The organism is Clostridium boliviensis (genome assembly GCF_033342255.1).
Taxonomy (GTDB): Bacteria; Bacillota; Clostridia; order Lachnospirales; family Lachnospiraceae; genus Lacrimispora; species Lacrimispora boliviensis.
Map to the genome: position 1 here is coordinate 50,312 of NZ_JAWONS010000240.1, position 19,134 is coordinate 69,445.

Genomic DNA, 19,134 nt, shown 5'->3' on the forward strand with positions numbered 1-19,134 from the left:
TTTACACCTTAAAACAGCTTCCCCCGATAAATTCTCTTACAATGGAGTTGCGGGGAATATCTTCACTGTTAAGACCCAGAAAATAATCCAGGAATTTCAAAAGCCGTTTTGCTTCCATATATTCCGGTGATTCTCTTGGTATGCCGAATAAAAGCGGTTCCGCATACTGCTTTAAGACGGCTAATTCATATACGGTAGCCGAGTTAAACATCATATCTGCAGATTCCTGAAATGGGAAAATATAAGCTTCCTCTCCTGCTCTTACAGTCGGCCACATGCGGATCGTATCCTGGGCTGATGCCCCTCTCGTTCTGGCATCCCGCACCATGCGCCTGATCAGACGGCAGTCTGTGGTGGGAATCCGGTTATGTTCATCAATATTCAGCTGAGTCAGTGCGCTGACATAAACGCGGAATTTGCTATCTTCTGGAAGAGAATAGGACAGCTTATCATTTAAACAGTGAATCCCTTCAATCACCAGAATATCATCTTTTCCAAGTTTTAAATAATCCCCCCGATACTCCCGTTCTCCTGTTTTAAACTGATACCTGGGCATTTCTACCGTCTCGCCGGCCAGAAGAGCTGTCATGTCCTTGTTAAACTGTTCAATATCCAGACATTCCAGAACTTCATAATTATAGCTTCCATCAGGATTCTTCGGACTGTTTACCCGGTTAACAAAATAATCATCCACTGCGATCGGATGAGGTATCATACCCTGTGCTTTCAGCTGTACGGATAATCTGTGGGAAAATGTTGTTTTACCAGATGAGGAAGGACCTGCAATCATAACGATTTTTTTGCTTCGGTCAGAACCGATTCTTGCTGCCATTTCAGCAACCTTTTTCTCCTGCAGTGCTTCCTGTATCAGTATCAATTCGTTAATATCGCCAGCTGATATGACTTCATTTAATGCCCCTACATGTGAAACATTAAGACGTTCTCCCCATTCTACGCTTTCTTTTAAGACCTTATAGAGCTTCTGCTTTTTTTCTGCTTCAAAAACAGGCACCTCCTGGGGATTTTCCTTCTGAGGCAGCATAAGCATAAATCCATCATCATATGGAATGATATCAAAATATCTGATATATCCGGTATTCTGCACCATATACCCATAGAAGTAATCTTCAAAACCGCCGATGCTGTATAAGTTTACACGGGAAACCCTGCGGTAACGGAAAAGCCTTTCTTTGTCATACATCCGGTGCTTATGGAATAATTCAATGGCATCATCCGTATTCACACTACGTTTCATAATGGGGATTTTCTGATCCACATATTCCTTCATTCGGATCTTTACCCTGTTTAACAGTTCCTCTGTAAGTTCAACGGTTCCGTAGGGATGAATGTAATAGCCTTTTCCCAGGGAAAAATCCACCCTTACTTTCTCTATATTTTCAATACCTGCCACATCATAAAAAGCTTTCATCATAAGAAATATTGCACTTCTGTGATAAGTCTGAATTCCAGGCTGATCCTTCCCAGTAAAAAACTGAAGGCTGCAGTCAAACTGAACCGTCTTATGAAGTTCTCTTAATTTCCCGTTGATGCCAACCAGCAGAATCTCAGCCTCATATAGGGGCTGGTATTCCTTTGCAATCTCCTGGTACGTCGTGCCTATGGAGTATTCTTTCTTTGTTCCATCTATCGTTACAATCGCCATTCTTTTCCTCCTTATAAAAATGTCTCAGGAAATCTCACGTCTGCCTTGTAAACTTCCAGTTCCTCTCCTGTTTTTTTCTTCAGAAAGTCTTCCATAAATTCAAGGAACAGATACTCCAGACCATAATGACCTGCATCAATGACAGCCATATGGTTTGCAGCTGCATCCGTGCCGCTATGATATCCGATATCTCCGGTTATCAGTACCTGTACACCCGCTTTCAATGCTGGTTTTATCATGCCAGATCCCGCTCCGGGACTAATTCCAACAAAAGATACCGGTTCTTTTATATCCTGCTCTCCATATATCGTAACAAACGGCAGCCCGAACCGTTCCTTTACAAGTCCTGCCAATTCTCTCACAGTCAAGGGCTGCTTTAAATAACCAGTCTTTCCGATTCCAAAGGGAAGCTCTGTAAAACCTTGGGATCTTTCTATCGTAACAGACCCTTCTTTCTCCAATATGTCTGTATTTTGCAATTCCATTTTCCCTGCTGCCGCATCTGCCATACAGCCGGGAGCCGCATCAAAATTCGTATGCATGGCATAACAGCAGATATCATTTCTGATCAGCTTCATCAGCCTCTCAGCGATAAAATCACTGTCATTAATCCTTTTTAAAGGCTTAAAAATCAAGGGGTGGTGGGTCAGAAGGAGATCAGCTCCAAGCCGCACCGCCTCTTCTATGGCACTTTCATCCCCGTCAAGGGCAATCAAAACCTTTTTTATCTCTTTCTTGCTGCTTCCTGCAAGAAGGCCTACATTATCCCAGTCACAGGCACAGGCTTCAGGTGCCAGCTGTTCCAGGATTTCAATCAATTTGCTGCATTGCATCTTGCGCCTCCTTATTCCACTTCAGTTCCAGTTCCAGTTCTTCAATTCTGCTTTCTGCATTTTTAGTGCCACTTGATTTTAACCCCTTTAAAATCTGCCCAAGCTGCATCTGCTCTTTTTTTAAGTATTCCTTTAACACCGGATCTTTTGAATCCAGTAAATGTCTGCCGTATCTGAAACCGGATTCACAATCCAATTCCTCCAGATCCCCGTTCTCTCTGGTAATGCCCATGACGGAATAATATTTGCCGTCCTCTTTTATCATAGTCTCTTTTTGAATAGAAAATTCATGTTCTTTCAGGAACTTACGTACTTTATAAAGTTCCGAATGAGGAGACAGGACCCAGTATGCTATACTGTCCCATAAATGACGGGCCTCTCCCAATATATGTATAATCAGTTCTCCGCCCATACCTGCAATCACGACACAGTCTGCCTGATTTTTCTCTAACTTTAAAAGTCCGTCGCTTAAACGGACTTCAATCAGATCTTCCAGACCTGCCTCTTTTATGTGAGTCTGGGCCCTTAAAAGAGGCCCTTCTCTCACATCCATAGCAATGGCAGATTTTGCAATCCCTTCCTGCACTAAGTGTATCGGGATATAGCCATGATCCGTTCCCACATCAGCCACCAGGCTGCCTTCCGGCACAAATGAGGCGATCACGCCCAAACGTTTTGATAATTTCATCGTTAACTCCGTCTTATTTCTTAATCGTCCAGATAGTCCTTCAGCTTTTTGCTTCTGCTGGGATGGCGCAGTTTTCGCAATGCTTTTGCTTCAATCTGTCTGATCCGTTCTCTTGTAACATTAAATTCTTTTCCTACTTCCTCCAGGGTCCTGGGGCGGCCGTCACTCAGACCAAACCGCAGCTTAAGCACTTTCTGTTCCCGTTCCGTTAAGGTATCAAGAACTTCCATCAGCTGTTCATGAAGCATGGTAAATGTCGCAGCATCTGCCGGAACCGCCACCTGGTCATCCTGAATAAAATCCCCTAAATGGCTGTCCTCTTCCTCACCAATGGGCGTTTCCAGAGAAACCGGTTCCTGGGAAACTTTCATGATTTCCCGAACCCGCTCTACCTGCATATCAGCTCTTGCCGCAATCTCTTCAGGCACCGGTTCTCTTCCCAGTTCCTGTAGAAGCTGTCTGGACACCCGGACCAGGCGGTTAATGGTTTCCACCATATGGACAGGAATCCGGATTGTCCGTGCCTGATCTGCAATAGCACGGGTAATCGCCTGTCTGATCCACCAGGTTGCATAGGTGCTGAATTTATAACCTTTGCGGTAATCAAACTTTTCTACCGCTTTAATAAGTCCTAAATTTCCTTCCTGGATCAAATCCAGAAACTGCATTCCCCGTCCGACATAACGTTTGGCTATGCTGACTACAAGCCGGAGATTTGCTTCTGTTAACCTCTGCTTAGAGTCATCATCCCCAAGCTCTATCTTTTTCGCAAGCTCAATTTCATCTTCGCTGGAGAGCAGAGGAACTTTCCCAATCTCTTTTAAATACATGCGGACCGGATCTTCAACGCTGACACCTTCCGGAACGGACAAATCGATACTTTCCATATCGATTTCTTCCTCTTCCTCAATATCCTCTTCCAGAAAAAGATCTTCATCAAGATCCAGTTCTTCTCCGTTAATGGATAGCACATCTACCTTATTGTTCTCCAGGAAATCATAAATATGATCCAGGCGGTCGGAATCCAAATTCTCTCCTATAAAGAAATCCAGTACTTCCTGATTCTCCAAAACATTTTTTTTCTTTTTTGCCAATAATAAAAGCTGGTTTAACTTCTCTCCAAATACCGGTGATGTCTCTTCCTGCCTGCTGCCAATAACCTGCTCCTCTTCTGTCTTTCCTGAATCCACCGTCTTATCTGCTGTCTTCTTAACATTCTCGTCCATGTTCTTCCATCCTTCCACAGCCTGCCTATAGTGTACACCCTAATCCAGCGAAATATTCAGATCTCTTAACGCAGCCTGTTCCTTTATAATTCTTTGCAGTTCTTCTATCCCTGCAGCATGGCGGCTGGAATAGTCCAGACTGTTTTTTTTCACTTTTAATATTGTCTCCGAAAATGCTTTTTTCTGTTCTTCATTATCAAGAGACTCTTTTAAGCTCGCATGGAAAAGACCTGCGACAGTACGATATTGATCCTCATCATCAATGAAATGATTTAAAATCTCAGCCGGATTCAGAGTTCCGGCAGTGTGCCCGTCAAAAACCATCTGTGCCACCTTATGATACAGTTCTTCTATAAAATCATCAGGAGTAACAACCCCTTCAATCTTATCAAACAGTACAGGATTTTCAATCAGCCAGGTAAGGAGCAGTCTTTGAGACTGCATAACGCCGTCCTCTTTGTCTTTTTTACGCTGATTTTTCCCATCTTCTTCAACCGCTTCTCTTGAGCCCATACGAACCGGTCCCAGCGCTGCTCCCAGCCGGTTAACCAGATTCTTTAAATCCTGGTAAGGAATGAAAAATTCTCTGGATACTGCCTCTAAATAGTTCTCCCGTTCCAGAGCCTCAGGAAACTCCAGAAGCTTTCTGGCGGTCTGGTTGTAAAATACCGTTTTCTGCTCCGGATCATCCATTTTAAAATTCTTTCTTAAAACATCAATTTCAAACAGAAAGCTGTTGCGAGCCTGTTCTATCCTCAGTTTGAATTCATCCGGTCCAAGATTCTTTATAAATTCATCTGGGTCCTTGTGAGGCTCCATATTTAGAACACGAATGGAAATTCCAACTTCCCTTAATATAGGAATTGCCCTTAATGCCGCTTTCTGTCCGGCACCGTCACTGTCATAGGTAAGAATCACTTTATCCGTATACCGTTTTAAAAGCTGGGCTTGCTGGGTGGTAAAAGCCGTTCCTAACGAGGCCACTGCATTGGTAAACCCAGCCTGGTGCATGGCAATCACATCCATATAACCTTCACAAATCAATATGTATTTTTCTCTTGAAAGTCTGGCATAGTTAAGTCCGTATAAATTTCTGCTTTTATCAAAAAGCTTTGTCTCTGGTGAATTTAGATACTTCGGCTCCCCGGCCCCCATAACTCTTCCGCCAAAACCGATCACCCGGTTATTCACATCCATAATAGGAAACATCACGCGGTTCCAAAACTTATCATGACTTCCCTTTTCCTCAACAGTCACAAGACCTGACTGTTTTAGTACCGAATCGTCATAACCTTTGCCTCTTAGGTAGCGGTATAAATCGTCACTGGTTTTATTGGAATACCCCAGCCCGAAGTGTACTATGGTTTCATCACTCAGCTGCCTGTCCCTTAAATACCGGTAACCGCTCTCCCCTTGTGGTTTCTTAAGCTGATAGTAAAAATAACTGGCTGCCTGCTTATTGATCTCCAGCAGAGCCGCCTTTAGATCCTCCTGCGCCCTTGCCTCTTTGCTGTATTCCTCAACCGGAAGTTTTACTCCTGCCCGGTCTGCCAGCATCTTAAAGGCTTCAGAAAAAGAATAATTTTCATATTCCATAACAAAGGTTATGACATTGCCGCCTGCACCACACCCAAAACAGTAATACATCTGTTTGGCCGGTGAAACGGAGAAGGAAGGAGACTTTTCGTTGTGAAACGGACATAATCCAAAATAATTACTGCCCTTTTTCTGCAGCTTCACGTATCCCGATACGATGTCCACAATGTCATTCCTTACCCGGACTTCTTCAATTATATCCTCCGAATACCGCATAAAGCCTTCTACCTCCTTTCATAAAGATTCATCACAGAAAACTTATTTGTCAAATTGCTTTCCATGCTTTTGGTACAAACAATTGTTCAAACCGTACAATCGCATAGCTGTCACTCATTCCTGCAATATAATCACAGACTGCCCGTTCCTGGTTTGCCTCCCCTTTTTCCATGAGAAAACGGTACTCCTGCGGCAGCTTGTCCGGATGCTCCATATAATACTCAAAAAGCATGGCAATCATATTCTGTGCCTTTCCTTCTTCTGCCTTTGGAATCTCATTCTTATAAACATGCTGAAACATCCAGGTTCGCAGCCCCTGCATGGCTGTCTCCATATCCGGGGACATGATAATTTCATTTTTCCCATAGCTATTGTTAATGATATCGTGAATCAGATTATTCAGTCTTTCCCTGACACTGTGTCCTAGTATATCGGTATAGCACTCAGGAAGATCCTCCTCTACAAACATCTTTGCACGAATCGCATCATCAATGTCATGGTTGATATAGGCGATTTTGTCAGACAGCCTGACAATCGCGCCCTCCAAAGTCGCCGGATGTCCGCTGGTCCGATGATTTAAGATACCATCTCTCACTTCCCATGTGAGATTTAATCCCAATCCGTCTTTTTCCAGAATTTCAACAACCCGCACGCTCTGTCTGTAATGGGCAAACCCCTGGGAGCAGATCTTATTGAGCACGGCTTCTCCGGAGTGGCCAAACGGAGTATGCCCCAGATCATGTCCCAAAGCAATGGCCTCCGTTAAATCTTCGTTCATACGAAGTGATTTCGCAATGGTTCTTGCAATCTGGGATACTTCCAGCGTGTGAGTAAGTCTTGTTCGGTAATGATCCCCTTCCGGTGCGAGAAATACCTGAGTTTTATGCTTCAGCCTTCGAAATGCTTTACAGTGAATGATTCTGTCACGATCCCGCTGATAAGCAGTGCGGATATCACAGGGTTCTTCTTCCCGTTCTCTGCCTTTGGTATTCTTGCTCAGGGCAGCATAGGGACTTAAATAAGCTTCCTCCCACTGTTCTGTAGATTCTCTGATATTCATTCGATCACATCCTTCGCAAAGTTATGGTACATTATATCATATTTTCAGTAATTTTAACACCCTATAATAAATAATTTGCAATCCCCTCACCTTGTGCTGTTAATATGCTTCCTGTATTCACTGGGCAGGCATCCAAACCTTTTTTTGAATGCCTTGGCGAATGCTCTGCTGTCAGGGAACCCGTGTTTCATGGCGATCTCTCCAATTTCATGGTCGGTTCCCATAAGTTCACGGACTGCATACTTGACACGCAGGTCAATTAAAAATGTCCTGTAATTGACCTGCGCATATTTCAAGAAGATCCTGGATAAATAGGTGGGACTAAACCCAAATTTTAAAGCGACTAAATCCAGCTTTAAATCCTGGTCATAGTTCTCCCTCATATAATTGGTTACATCGGATAGCTTATCAAGCTGTTTCTTCTGACGGATCACCTCTTTATCCATATTTTCTGATTTAAACTCCGTAACCAGCAGATATAAAAGCTGATAGAACTCACTTTTAACCTGAAAGGTATACCCATATTCCTGTTTTTCATATACATAAAAAAGAGAAGTTACAAGGTCCTTCAGCTTTCGGTTTGATTCTTCCCCTTTTTTTTCAAAATTCACATAGGAATCCTCTCCCATATAATCTTCAAAGGTCTCTCCGGGGATCTGTAAAACAATGGTTATATTGGGATTTGGGCAATCAATAGAATGTACTTCATTGGAATTGACCAGTACAAACTCATCTCTGGTAAGCCTTTGGTGTGCATTATTGATAAAAAAATCGATTTCCCCTTCCAGTACCAGAAAAATCTCTACCGAATGATGCCAGTGCTTTGTAACTTTATAGTTACCGTCTCTGCCTTCAAAGATAAACAGCCGGAAAGGGAGATCATTATTGGGAATGACCAGTTCATGTCTGATTTTCATTTCATACCTCCGAAAAGTACTGTACCCATTATAAAACATTTCTGTCTGTTTTCCAATGGATTTTCTTTTGTTTTAAACCGGCAGGCTGTTACTTACACATAAAACACCATATCCCAGTTCAGGGTTTGGATACTGGGTAATTCCCGGAAGCTTTCTTGTTCCCCTGATTAAATAGGCTTTTATCTTTTCCCCGAAGAGAAACGGATCTCTTCCGTCCACTATTCCCCACTGCATCAGAAGAGCTGCACTTCCTGTCACAAATGGAGTCGCAAAGGACGTTCCCGTAACTGCATCATAACCGCCTCCCGCAAGAGCCGCGATAATCCCCACTCCCGGTGCAGCCAGATCCGGTTTCACCTGATTCGTCCTTCTTGTGTAACCCCTCCCTGAAAAATCGGCATAGGACTGATACGTATCATCATAGGCTCCTACAGAAATCACCTTAGATGCTGTAGAAGGGATGGTCAGCGTTGTTTCCGGAGTTGCCCGTAAAAAGCGGGTGGACTGGTTTAGCACACCGGAAGACGGAAGCCACAAATCATAGTTTCCCTCAACAATTTCTCTGGGCGTCAGACGGAATTTCCAGATCCCTCCGTCAACATACGTATCATTTGGGAGGAAATCCATATAGATCTCCTGAGCTACACTATATGGTCCCGGTTTTCCATAATACAAAAGAATCTGGGTGTTTCCGTATTTTATCGACTGAGGCCCCAGTCTGCTGCTGATGGGACCGATTATTTCTCCGGAAGGTGTTATAATGCTGATATCAAACAGATCCGCATAGGATTTCCAGAGCTGTACACTGAAGCTCTGCTGATAATCTCCCACGCTGAGTTCGATATCCTGCGGATTTGACATGGTTAATGTTCCCGATATATGACCGCCCCCAACTCCTTCATTCCCTGTACCAACCATAATTGCAGTTTTTCCATAATTGGAGATGTCATCAAGAAATGTTTCCAGCAGGCTGGTGCCGTCATGGGAACCATAGGTATTTCCAAAGCTTAAATTGATTGCAATCGGCATTTTTAAGTCCACAGCTTCCTTCACTGCAAAATTAACAGCCCGCATAAGTTCTGTCGTTCTTGGAAATCCACCTTCCTGGGGTACTCCCAGCTTCACCACTAAAAGAGGGCTCTCATAGGCAACCCCCCGGTACTGTCCCCTGTTTTCCCTTCCGTTTCCTGCCGCAATCGAAGCTACTGCCGTACCGTGACCGCTTATATCAACAGACGGGACCAGCTTTAAGGCTTCTTCTCTGCTTCCTGTTGCCAGTGCTGCATCAATTTCTTCTTTTGTAAAGACACGGTCAATCGTCTGGTCCCAAAGCTTCAATATCCGGGTCGTTCCGTCTGCATTACGAAAGTCATCATGATAATAATCAATCCCCGAATCAATAACGGCTACAAGGACTCCTCTTCCTGTCAGATTATTGGTCCCCTGCTGGACCAAATTGACACAAGAGGCCGCCTTTGCCTGATTTATGGCAAAAAACAGCCTCTTTGGTTTCTCCACATACTCGATCTGCGGCAGTTCACTTAACTGATCAATGAACGATTCCGGTACGTTTAAAATCGCATATTCATTTACCATCTGTTCTACCTTGATTCCCACCTGGGACAGACCGCTGATATCTCCGGAATGCTTTACAATCACATCCCACGATTTTTCTTCTGGATTATATCCTACACTTAAATTGCCTGACTTTGCCCTCTCTTCCGGTGTGGAACTGAGTGCGAGATTCAGCAGATTTTCCAATTTCTGATCCTGCATATTGCGTCCTGCGTTTTTTTATATTCTACGCAGGATCAGCCTCTCTCATTCCTTTACCTGTTTCGCTTCACACACCTGAACCCCATGGTAAAAGAATTTCAGGATATCCTCATATGATTTGCCTTCTTTCGCCATTGCCTGGGCACCATTCTGACTCATCCCTACGCCGTGTCCGAAGCCGCCGCCATAAATGTGAAATGTGGTGATATTTTTATCATCAACTCCCTGATTATCTATGGCAAGATACGCGCTGGGAAGAGAATCAAATTTTTTCATCACAGATCCGTCTTTCCTGGTTATTGTCATATATTTATTGCCTAGTTTTGCCCGGACCTGTCCTTCACCGCTGATTGTCATTACGCCATCTGAGCCTTCGACCCTCAATTTCTTCACAATACCGCCAACTCCACGTTCCACCACTGTAATATTTAAAATGGAGCCAACCTCTGTTATCTCTTCTTCCAGCTGTCTGTTTGTCACAGTCGTCTCCCACCGATACATGGGAAATGAAGAATCATAAGCTGGATAATCTTTATTCTTTATAAATTGCTCAAAATCTGAATTGGTGGACAGATTTAATACTTCTCCTCCATCCTGAAGCAGACTTCCCTCCAGGTAAGGAAACTGTGCTGGATCTCCCCCCCATACACTTCCATCTGTGGTGTGTCCGCAGGACGTGGAAAAATAAAAAGCAGCAACCGGCGTATCTCCATAAAACAGCAGTTTTCCATAAGTTTCCCGGACTGCATCCTCAGTTTTACCTGCAGTTGGAAGGTTATTGTATACCTGAAAGCGGGTACTATCATCTACATGAGCTCCATATTTGCTGTAGGTATTGCTCTGGATCTGGCGGTAAGCATAGGTTCTTGCACACACTGCCTGTGCTTTGAGCGCTTCTTTTTCATAGCTGTCAGGCATCTCACTGGGTACCACCTTTGTCAGATAGTCCTCCAGATACAGCTCGTTAATCAAAAGTAATCCTTCCGGATTCTTTCTGATCTCAATGGTTCCATCATATGAGGGAGTTCCATAGGAACGGCTGATGGAATCCACCTCTATGGAACCGCCCTTTTCCAGGGGAGCCGCTACAATTCTGCCGTTTTTTAATCGTTCATCAGAAGGCTCAATAATTACTTCTGCTTTTGGCGGTACCTGAACTGTTGCTCCGTCATAGGTTAAAATCAAACCGGTCTGGGAGGACAGTGTCACAGAAGGGTGAAAAATCGATTGAAAATTCGTGTTCATCAATAAAACCCGAATGGTTTTAGCATCAAATTCCCGGACAAGCAGTGCTGCGCAGATCCTGCCATGGGCCACCACGAAATCCTGTATATCATACCCTACAAGTATATCAGAAACCGTCCGTTCTTCAAATTGCCCGTACAGACGGTAAACTTTAAAATCCTTATCAAATTTCAATGTTCCGTAATTCTCTATTTCTATGGTTGAATCAGTAATTGCAAGTACTTTTCCTGATATTTTCTTTTTCTTCATGGTAACCTTCTGAAGCTTCCCGCGTTTCAGACTGATATCAGCTACCTGATTGGCAAACTCCTCCGTCTGTCCTAAGGATGCTTCCAAAGGAAATGATCTTACCACAGAACCTAAATGCACCTCAAACGTCTGACTTCCGTCAGAAGTCAGCCAGGCATTCCTATATGTAACTGAATCACTTACAGCTTCTTTTAATGCGATGATTTCGCTGCCTTTTACCAGAACTTTTACTTCCCAGTCTATATAAGAATCCAGACTGATACCCTCAAAACCAAATGTTCCTTCACTGGTATAGGCAGTCCATGAGGAAGAAGGTCTTATATTAGAAGGTGTACCATATAGAAGCACATCAATGGATTTAATCTGATTCTCCTTATCCAGCACCTTTTTTAAATCTTCAAACAAAAACCACCATTCATCAGCGGTGATATGTTTATTCCTGTTTTTTCTTCCTGCATGAATATTCGTTCCAGAACCAGGTGCCAATGCTTCTGCCAGGCGTTCTGCTTCCTGATAGGTCAAAAAACCTTGCGCAGTCTCCTGATCTGCAGGCATAAGTGCCGGATCAAGATAGCCATTAGCATATAAATAATCCATATATTTCGCATACCAGACGCTCTGATCCTGTTTGGAGAAATAACTCTGATTCTCCGGCATTTTTTCTAAGCTTTCTCTGTCTGTAAGAAGGAGGGCTGCCGACTTATATGCCAGCCCCCTTGAGATCCCCTCCGGCTCTGGTTCATTCAATAATATAATAAGAATGAGAACTATAACCAGAAGAGGAATACCGACGACAAACCCGATCAATGACTTTTTGTTCATGCGCTCCTCTTATCTCATATATGTTTTTTTCTCTTCTTCAATACGATCTAAATTCAAATAATCTTCTGTTTCCAAAGAAAGTCTTTTCTTTGAAAGCGACCGGTTCACCAGTCTTGTAATAACACTGTAAATCACTGCAAATGTGGGCACTGCTATTATCATTCCCACGAATCCGAACAATCCTCCAAATAAAAGGATGGAAAACAGAACCCAGAAGCTTGGCAGCCCTGTGGATTCACCTAGTATTTTAGGACCCAGAATATTTCCGTCAAACTGCTGGAGCAGTAAAATAAAAATCAGGAAATAAAGACACTTTACCGGGCTGACGAGCAGTATTAAAAATGCGCTTGGAATCGCCCCGATGAAAGGTCCGAAGAATGGCACCACATTGGTAACGCCGATGATAACACTTACCAGCAGCACATACGGCATCTTCATGGCATTGAGCAGCACAAAGCACATAATACCGATAATTAAGGAATCCAAAAGTTTACCGGTAATGAATCCGCCAAAAACCCGGTGTACAAACCGTACCTCATCAATGATCTGATTCGCTGTTTTTAAAGAAAAAATACTGTAGATAATCTTTTTCCCCTGGGCAGAAAGTCTTTCCTTAATATTAAGCAGATATACCATAACAATCACGCCGATTAATAAGTTTTTAAGAACCAGAACAACACTTAACAGACCGCTGGATAAGCTGCCGATTAATGTAGACATATTGGGGACAAGATCCGTTGTCATCCAGTTCTGAAGCTGATTGGCAACTTTATCATAGATTGGAATCACTGCTTTTTCAAAAGATGGATTATCGTGAAACAGCTTTTGAAGCCACAGGGCAACATTGTTAATGTTCTCTCCGAAATTATCCTGTATTCCCATAATGCTTGTATAAATTTCAGGTATAATCATTGAGAAAAGTCCTGCCACAATTACAAATAAAAAAATCAGGCTGACCAGTGTAGCCAGTACCCGTGAAAAGGAAAGAACCGTTTTTCGGCTGCGTGTCACCTTATTTAGCGTACGGGCTGATATATCCCTGGACCTGTTATAAACCGGCAATAAAAGATATGCCAGCACCGCGCCATAAATGACAGGCATTAATATTTCTACAATCAAACGGATTGTACCTTTTACCGCTTCAAATCTGGAAAGGAAAAAGGCGAATGCAATACTGAGCGCGATTACCGCAAGTGCGGTTACTCCCCAACAAACGTAGGTGCGGAATTTAAAATCCTTCATGTTTATCTCCTATGTGGCTGCTTAATATATATCTAACCATACTTTATCATATTTTTTCATAAAGTTAAAGCAGCGATTTCTCGCTGCTTTTTTTCTTTTGTAACCCCAAAATGCCGGTTCTTACTTATTGACGCCTAGCTGTGCTAGGTGGGCAACCTCACTCAAGCATCTGCCTTCCACTACAATGGAGGCCTGACATCCGCCTGAAAATATTGGAATCCCTTATGTCATAATGTAGGTTCAAAAAAGGTAAGATTATCGTACATTTCAGGAATTACACACTCTATTTTCTATGGTTTCAGTATACAACATTTCCTAGAAATTTTCAAGTTCCTTTTCCTGTCAGTTTTTAATCAGAAAATCAAAAAACAATATTCTTACCACCAAGAAGCCTTCCATGCTCCACGTACAAATCAAGCCGGTCTAAAAGAGAATCGCAGGATTCGTCCTGAATAATCAGTTCAACCGCTTCAGCAGTTACCAGGGAAAGAACCGATAAAAGTGATTTTGCATTTACAATGCAGTCTCCATTCACTAACTCCATCTGTTCCTTATATTTACCGGCTATAGTCACAAATTCCAATATGGAGTCCATGCCCCAAAAACCGATCCTAACCTTTTTCATCTGCTGTAATCCTCCTGATTCTTCTGTGTCTAATACAGTCCGTTCTCTAAGTTTCCCAGTCTGTATACCTGATATTCTTTTTCAAAAATATAACCAAGCTTTTCCGCCAGACCGGCGGCAGGAATGTTGTCCGCATCCCAGGTTGGAATAATATCCTGTTGCAGGCAGGATAAGATCAACCCGGCGCTGCATGCCAGAGCAAGACCCCGGCGCTTGTACTCCTTGTGTGTTGCAACCTTTACCACAATTTTTTCTTCATTAATGTCATATGCAGAACAGCCGGAAACCATCCTTTCCCCATCTAGTGCAGCAAATCCAAATCCATATTGGCAAAACTCTTCTTTTGATTCAAAATTAGAACAAATCTCTCTGCTCCATTCTGAATTCATCGCTTTTTCATAAAGACCTGCATCAATTTTTTTGATCTGGATTCCATCAGGAATGGAATTTAAATAATCTGCCAGTATCTCTTCGGAAAAATAAGTTTCATCCGTTCTCATGGCATAGCGGGACATAATCCGGCAGTTGCCGCCAAACGTCTCCTCCAGCCACTCAGCCCAGCGTTCATCCGATGGTGTAATAAAATCCTGGTTGAAGTTTTTGATCAGCAGCTCGCGAAGTTCCAGAGCCAGCTCTCCCTTAGGACAAATACCCACCAGATATGCAAAATTACCCGAATGAATCAAACAAAAGGAGGGATTATCCCGTTGGGGGACCCAGACTTTTTCCATTCGCCCTTCCGCAGTTACAGAAGGTATGGCATCTTCATTCATACTGCAAAGTTCTCTGACAATCTGTCTCTCATCTTTTTCCAATTCAATCACAATAATTCTCCTTCCGCTCGTGCTTCGTCTGCCAAATTCCGATATCAAAAGGACTGTTTCCTGTTAAAGACCTAGTATAGCACACTAAAAAAGATTCTGCAAATCAAAAATTGATTCTGCCAGAAAATCTGCTCCTGCCTCTGAAAGTTCCTGTCTGCTGCCATAACCATACAGCACCCCCACAGAATCAATTCCACACTCTTTCGCCCCCAGAACATCATGCTTTCTGTCACCGATCATTACGGTTCCCGGCAAATCACAGATACCGCAGGTATCAAACACATACCGGATCACATCAGCCTTTTTGACACGAACTTCCTCAAAGTCAGCTCCACCCATAAATTCAAAATATGAATCCAGCTCAAAATGTTTTAGTATCTTTCTTACAAAAACTTCCGGTTTTGAAGATGCAACGTAAAGCTTTTTCCCCGATTCACAGAGGGCTTTTAAAACTTCTGCCGTCCCCTCGTATACTTTGTTCTCAAAGATCCCCTTTACGGAAAAATATTCCCGGAAGATCCCGACCGCTTTTTGTGCGTCAGCTTCTGAAAAATCATAATATTCCATGAAGCTGTCCTTTAGCGGCGGGCCAATAAAGCAACATAGTTGGTCAAGGCTTTCCACTTCTATTCCAAAGGCTTTCAGTGCATGACGGACCGACTTTGTAATTCCCTCTTTTGGGTCAGTCAGTGTCCCATCCAAATCAAACAATACATATTCTTTTTTCATAACAATTCCTCTCTGATTTTAAAAACAGAGACGAAAAGGTTTCCCTCCCCGTCTCTGTAACGATTACTTCAATTGATCAACAACTTTCTGAATAGCTGCCAGAGCATCATCAGGAAGTTTATCATATCCTTCTTTTACAACTGCAGTATTAGCAACATATTTCAAACGATCTTCCATACGTGCCTTTAACTGTGTCTTATATTCCGCATCATTAAGATCCGGAACAAATCCTTCCCATTCAAAGATATCGATATCTGTAAATGGTCCCCATGGCTTGAATTCCGCTTTCTTTTCCACTATTGCTTCCAGAATTCCCAATGTGTCTTTCGGCTGAACCTTCTTCCCCATGAAATCGCCTGTATTAATAATATAGCAGTCTACATTCTTTTCTTCCACTAATTTTTTGAATTTTTCATAATCATTTGCAAGAGAATAGGTTCTAAATGGATTTGCATAAGGAACCACTACCAGTGCGTTGGGATCTGCACCTGGAGCAAGTCTTTCTGCTGAGGATCTCTTTGTTGCAAGAGTTGCTCCCATGACAGATGCCAGAGAAGACCCTTTTAATTTAACTACCGGTGGAATGGTAGGATCCTTCATAATCCAGAAAATTGCATTTACCGGAGAATCGATCTTATCCACCCGGTTCGGTGACCATAATTTTGATTTAATCGCCCGGCCGTTGCCGTTCCTGATATCTTCTGTTACCAGCTGAAGTTTTCCGTCTTCATCTAAGGTACAGGAGCAGTTCTGAGCGGTCAGTAAGTATTTGTTATCGTCACAGCCTGTAGGATAATCCTGTGTCTTATCAAAATATGTAGGCTCAATTGCTATCGATGAGCAGGTATCTGTATTGATAATAAAGGCATCATCATGAAGTACGGTAACGCCGTATTTGCCGCCGTGCTTTGCATGTGTAATAGTGGATTTTCCGGATCCGGATAAACCAAATACAGATGCAACATATTTGGAGCCGTCCTGCAGTGTATATTCTTTCTGTCCGCCGTGGCAGGGTGCATAGCCGTTGCGGTTAGCAAGTGCCCAGGTCATGGTAAGTGTACCTTTCTTATGCTCTCCGAAATATCTCATGCCGAGAATTGCAGCGCAGTTTTGTTCTGTATTAAAATAGCATAAACATTTAGGATCGCTTAAACAGGACAGATCTACACCTGGACGGTCAGAGCCGTTCCACTGTGGATCAGAGAAAATATAGATATCAGGCTCTTTCCCATCCCCAACCGGTTTGGAAGCCTTATACATTTTGATATACTGATCAGACATATACTGGAAGTTCAGCATCCAGTTATATAAGATATTTTCTTCCCCTTCCGGTATGAGAAGATGCGCCTTTACCATATATTCCGGATCAAGACCTGTAAACACTTCTGCATGATACATGGTCTTCCACCGTGTTTCATAAACTGCATCCATTACAACTTTATCAAGGGCCGCGCAGTTTACTCCAGGTTCACCAGCAATTCTTCTGGCAGTGGCATACCGTCCGGTAATCGCGCCATCATTAAACAGTAGTACTTTGGCATCCTTATCAAGACCAAATTCTTCTCCTCTATAAACGGGCATATCCGTAACTATGGTACCTGGTGAGTTTTTTGCTAATTCATATGCCTCACGAAGCGTATTAACTTTAATAACGTTATTCCCATAGAATGGTGCCTCAATAATTGAACGTGTCGTTGCAAAGCCTGGTTTGCCTTTTCCAATTTCATTAATTGGGTAATAAGCTTTTGTTGACATATAAAATCCTCCTTATAAAATTCAAATTTGAATCTATTATCTCATTCTGTTAATAAAAAGTCAATATTTTCTATTGCATTTTTCACAAAAATTGTTTATATTTAATATGCATTATGCATCATGTATACAATAACTAGAAAGAAGGTCAAATATGATACACATTTCCAAAGATGGTTCCGGAGATTTCAAAAGCATACAAAAAGCGCTCGATTCACTGCCAAAGGACAACACAACAGAACAGATTCTTTACATACACAAAGGAATCTATCAAGAGCAGATTACAATTACAATTCCCCACGTTACCTTTCTTGGAGAGGATAAAGATAATACCATATTAACTTATAATTTGTATGCCCGCATGCCCATGGAAGACGGTATGAAACGCGGAACCTTCCGCACTTATTCCTGTTTTATCGATACAGACAATTTTACTGCAAGAAATATTACGTTTGAAAACAGTGCAGGAAAAGGCATTGATGTGGGCCAGGCTCTGGCAGTTTATGCAGACGGAGACCGCCTCTTATTTGAAAACTGCCGTTTTCTGGGCAATCAGGATACCCTCTTTACAGGACCTCTGCCTCCAAAGGAAGTGGAGCCCAACGGATTCATCGGACCGAAACAGAATGCTCCCCGGATCAACGGAAGACATTATTATAAAGACTGCTATCTGGAAGGGGATGTTGATTTCATCTTTGGCAGCGCAACTGCTTATTTTGAAACCTGCACCTTCTTTTCCAAATATACTGGAAAGGAAATCAGCAGCTATGTAACAGCAGCTTCTACTCCCGAAGGTCAGGAATACGGCTACGTAATGAATCACTGCCGTTTTGAAGGCAACTGCCCTGCTGATAATGCATATCTGGGAAGACCCTGGAGAGAATACGCCAAAACAGTTCTGATCAATTGCTTCATCGGTGATCACATCTGCAGGGAAGGCTGGCATGACTGGAATAAAGAAGCTGCTCATACCAATGCCTTTTATGCAGAGTACGGCAGCTTTGGGCCCAGGGGAGATATGGAGCACCGCCCCGATTGGATATATAGACTAAAGGAAACTGATCTGTCTAAATATACCAGAGAAGCTGTGCTTTCCGGCTCGGACGGCTGGATGGCATAAAATATGGGATTCTGTTCTTTTAAAAGGAACAGAATCCCGTTTTTTAATTCTCTTTGATTTTAACAATTACTTTCTTGATGGGAGCAGATTCTCCGGCAGCAGCCTTCGGTTTATGGCCATCCCAAGGATTAAATATCATATATTCTCCAGCCTTAACTACTGCTTTTAAGCCTGGATTTTCATTGTCGTAAAATACAACATCTTTTTCATCGTTATATGGTACTTTTTCATTCAGTTCATCGATTCTTGCATAGGTCATGATCTCAGAACCTGAAATTACATACTGAATATCTGTATAATTATGGTGAGCTTCAAATTTCGCTTCTTCCCATGGAATTGTTGTATATTCTACTACATTGGCAAATACATTCTTGCCGTCAATCTCATATTTACCTGGTTCAAGTTTCTCCAGATCCGTATTCTTAAGAAAATCCACTGCCTTGGCATATCGTCCTTCCACACCAAGGTTTCTGTAAAAATCAAGGTTTTTTGCTGTGTCAAAAATCATATGAATACTCTCCTTTTATGTATCAATATAGTCATAGCAGAAC

At 42.6% G+C, this 19,134-nt stretch carries 16 protein-coding genes and 1 other RNA gene; 1 reads left to right on the forward strand and 16 read right to left on the reverse strand.

All coding sequences use genetic code 11. The features are described 5' to 3' along the window. Window position 1 precedes the first annotated feature (1 nt). The 15 genes from RZO55_RS15005 to RZO55_RS15075 form a co-directional block, all read right to left on the reverse strand. A complete protein-coding gene (locus RZO55_RS15005; RefSeq protein WP_318065068.1) occupies window positions 2–1,663 on the reverse strand; it encodes a nucleoside kinase in 1,662 nt (553 codons plus the stop codon). A gap of 11 nt (window positions 1,664–1,674) precedes the next feature. Beyond that, window positions 1,675–2,496 carry a Nif3-like dinuclear metal center hexameric protein gene (locus RZO55_RS15010; protein WP_318065069.1) on the reverse strand — a complete coding sequence of 274 codons (822 nt, stop codon included), beginning with the start codon at window positions 2,494–2,496 and terminating at the stop codon, window positions 1,675–1,677. Next, window positions 2,474–3,184 carry a tRNA (adenine(22)-N(1))-methyltransferase gene (locus RZO55_RS15015; protein ID WP_318065070.1) on the reverse strand — a complete coding sequence of 237 codons (711 nt, stop codon included), beginning with the start codon at window positions 3,182–3,184 and terminating at the stop codon, window positions 2,474–2,476. Before RZO55_RS15015 ends, RZO55_RS15010 begins: the two co-directional genes overlap by 23 nt. 20 nt (window positions 3,185–3,204) lie before the next feature. Further along, the gene (gene rpoD / locus RZO55_RS15020; protein WP_318065071.1) at window positions 3,205–4,410 is read right to left on the reverse strand and encodes an RNA polymerase sigma factor RpoD; all 1,206 of its coding nucleotides are present in this window, start codon (window positions 4,408–4,410) and stop codon (window positions 3,205–3,207) included. Between the two features lie 39 nt (window positions 4,411–4,449). Further along, window positions 4,450–6,222 (reverse strand): DNA primase, encoded by a 1,773-nt coding sequence (gene dnaG / locus RZO55_RS15025; protein ID WP_318065072.1) that lies wholly within the window; start codon window positions 6,220–6,222, stop codon window positions 4,450–4,452. A 49-nt stretch (window positions 6,223–6,271) separates the two neighbouring features. Beyond that, window positions 6,272–7,282 (reverse strand): deoxyguanosinetriphosphate triphosphohydrolase, encoded by a 1,011-nt coding sequence (locus RZO55_RS15030; protein ID WP_318065073.1) that lies wholly within the window; start codon window positions 7,280–7,282, stop codon window positions 6,272–6,274. Between the two features lie 86 nt (window positions 7,283–7,368). Continuing rightward, the gene (locus tag RZO55_RS15035) at window positions 7,369–8,199 is read right to left on the reverse strand and encodes an AraC family transcriptional regulator (protein WP_318065074.1); all 831 of its coding nucleotides are present in this window, start codon (window positions 8,197–8,199) and stop codon (window positions 7,369–7,371) included. A gap of 72 nt (window positions 8,200–8,271) precedes the next feature. Next, window positions 8,272–9,975 (reverse strand): S8 family peptidase, encoded by a 1,704-nt coding sequence (locus tag RZO55_RS15040; RefSeq protein WP_318065075.1) that lies wholly within the window; start codon window positions 9,973–9,975, stop codon window positions 8,272–8,274. A 45-nt stretch (window positions 9,976–10,020) separates the two neighbouring features. Beyond that, window positions 10,021–12,291, reverse strand: coding sequence for a SpoIID/LytB domain-containing protein (locus RZO55_RS15045; RefSeq protein ID WP_318065076.1), 2,271 nt, complete (start codon window positions 12,289–12,291; stop codon window positions 10,021–10,023). Between the two features lie 9 nt (window positions 12,292–12,300). Further along, the gene (locus tag RZO55_RS15050; protein ID WP_318065077.1) at window positions 12,301–13,533 is read right to left on the reverse strand and encodes an AI-2E family transporter; all 1,233 of its coding nucleotides are present in this window, start codon (window positions 13,531–13,533) and stop codon (window positions 12,301–12,303) included. Window positions 13,534–13,631: 98 nt separating this feature from the next. Then, window positions 13,632–13,810, reverse strand: a non-coding RNA gene (ssrS, locus tag RZO55_RS15055) — 6S RNA. Window positions 13,811–13,894: 84 nt separating this feature from the next. Then, on the reverse strand, window positions 13,895–14,158 hold the full coding sequence (locus tag RZO55_RS15060) for an HPr family phosphocarrier protein (RefSeq protein ID WP_318065078.1): 264 nt from the start codon (window positions 14,156–14,158) through the stop codon (window positions 13,895–13,897). A gap of 29 nt (window positions 14,159–14,187) precedes the next feature. Further along, window positions 14,188–14,982: a GNAT family N-acetyltransferase gene (locus RZO55_RS15065; protein ID WP_318065079.1), complete on the reverse strand. Its 795-nt coding sequence runs from the start codon at window positions 14,980–14,982 to the stop codon at window positions 14,188–14,190. Window positions 14,983–15,066: 84 nt separating this feature from the next. Further along, entirely contained in the window at window positions 15,067–15,711 is a 645-nt protein-coding gene (locus tag RZO55_RS15070; protein ID WP_318065080.1) for an HAD family hydrolase, read from the reverse strand. 63 nt (window positions 15,712–15,774) lie between these two features. Further along, window positions 15,775–17,466, reverse strand: coding sequence for a phosphoenolpyruvate carboxykinase (ATP) (locus RZO55_RS15075; protein ID WP_318065081.1), 1,692 nt, complete (start codon window positions 17,464–17,466; stop codon window positions 15,775–15,777). Between the two features lie 151 nt (window positions 17,467–17,617). Here RZO55_RS15075 and RZO55_RS15080 point away from each other — a divergent pair, with 151 nt between their 5' ends. Beyond that, window positions 17,618–18,583 (forward strand): pectinesterase family protein, encoded by a 966-nt coding sequence (locus RZO55_RS15080; RefSeq protein ID WP_318065082.1) that lies wholly within the window; start codon window positions 17,618–17,620, stop codon window positions 18,581–18,583. Between the two features lie 43 nt (window positions 18,584–18,626). Here the strand turns inward: RZO55_RS15080 and RZO55_RS15085 are convergent, their stop codons facing one another. Continuing rightward, entirely contained in the window at window positions 18,627–19,091 is a 465-nt protein-coding gene (locus RZO55_RS15085; RefSeq protein WP_318065083.1) for a NanQ anomerase/TabA/YiaL family protein, read from the reverse strand. Window positions 19,092–19,134: the final 43 nt, after the last annotated feature.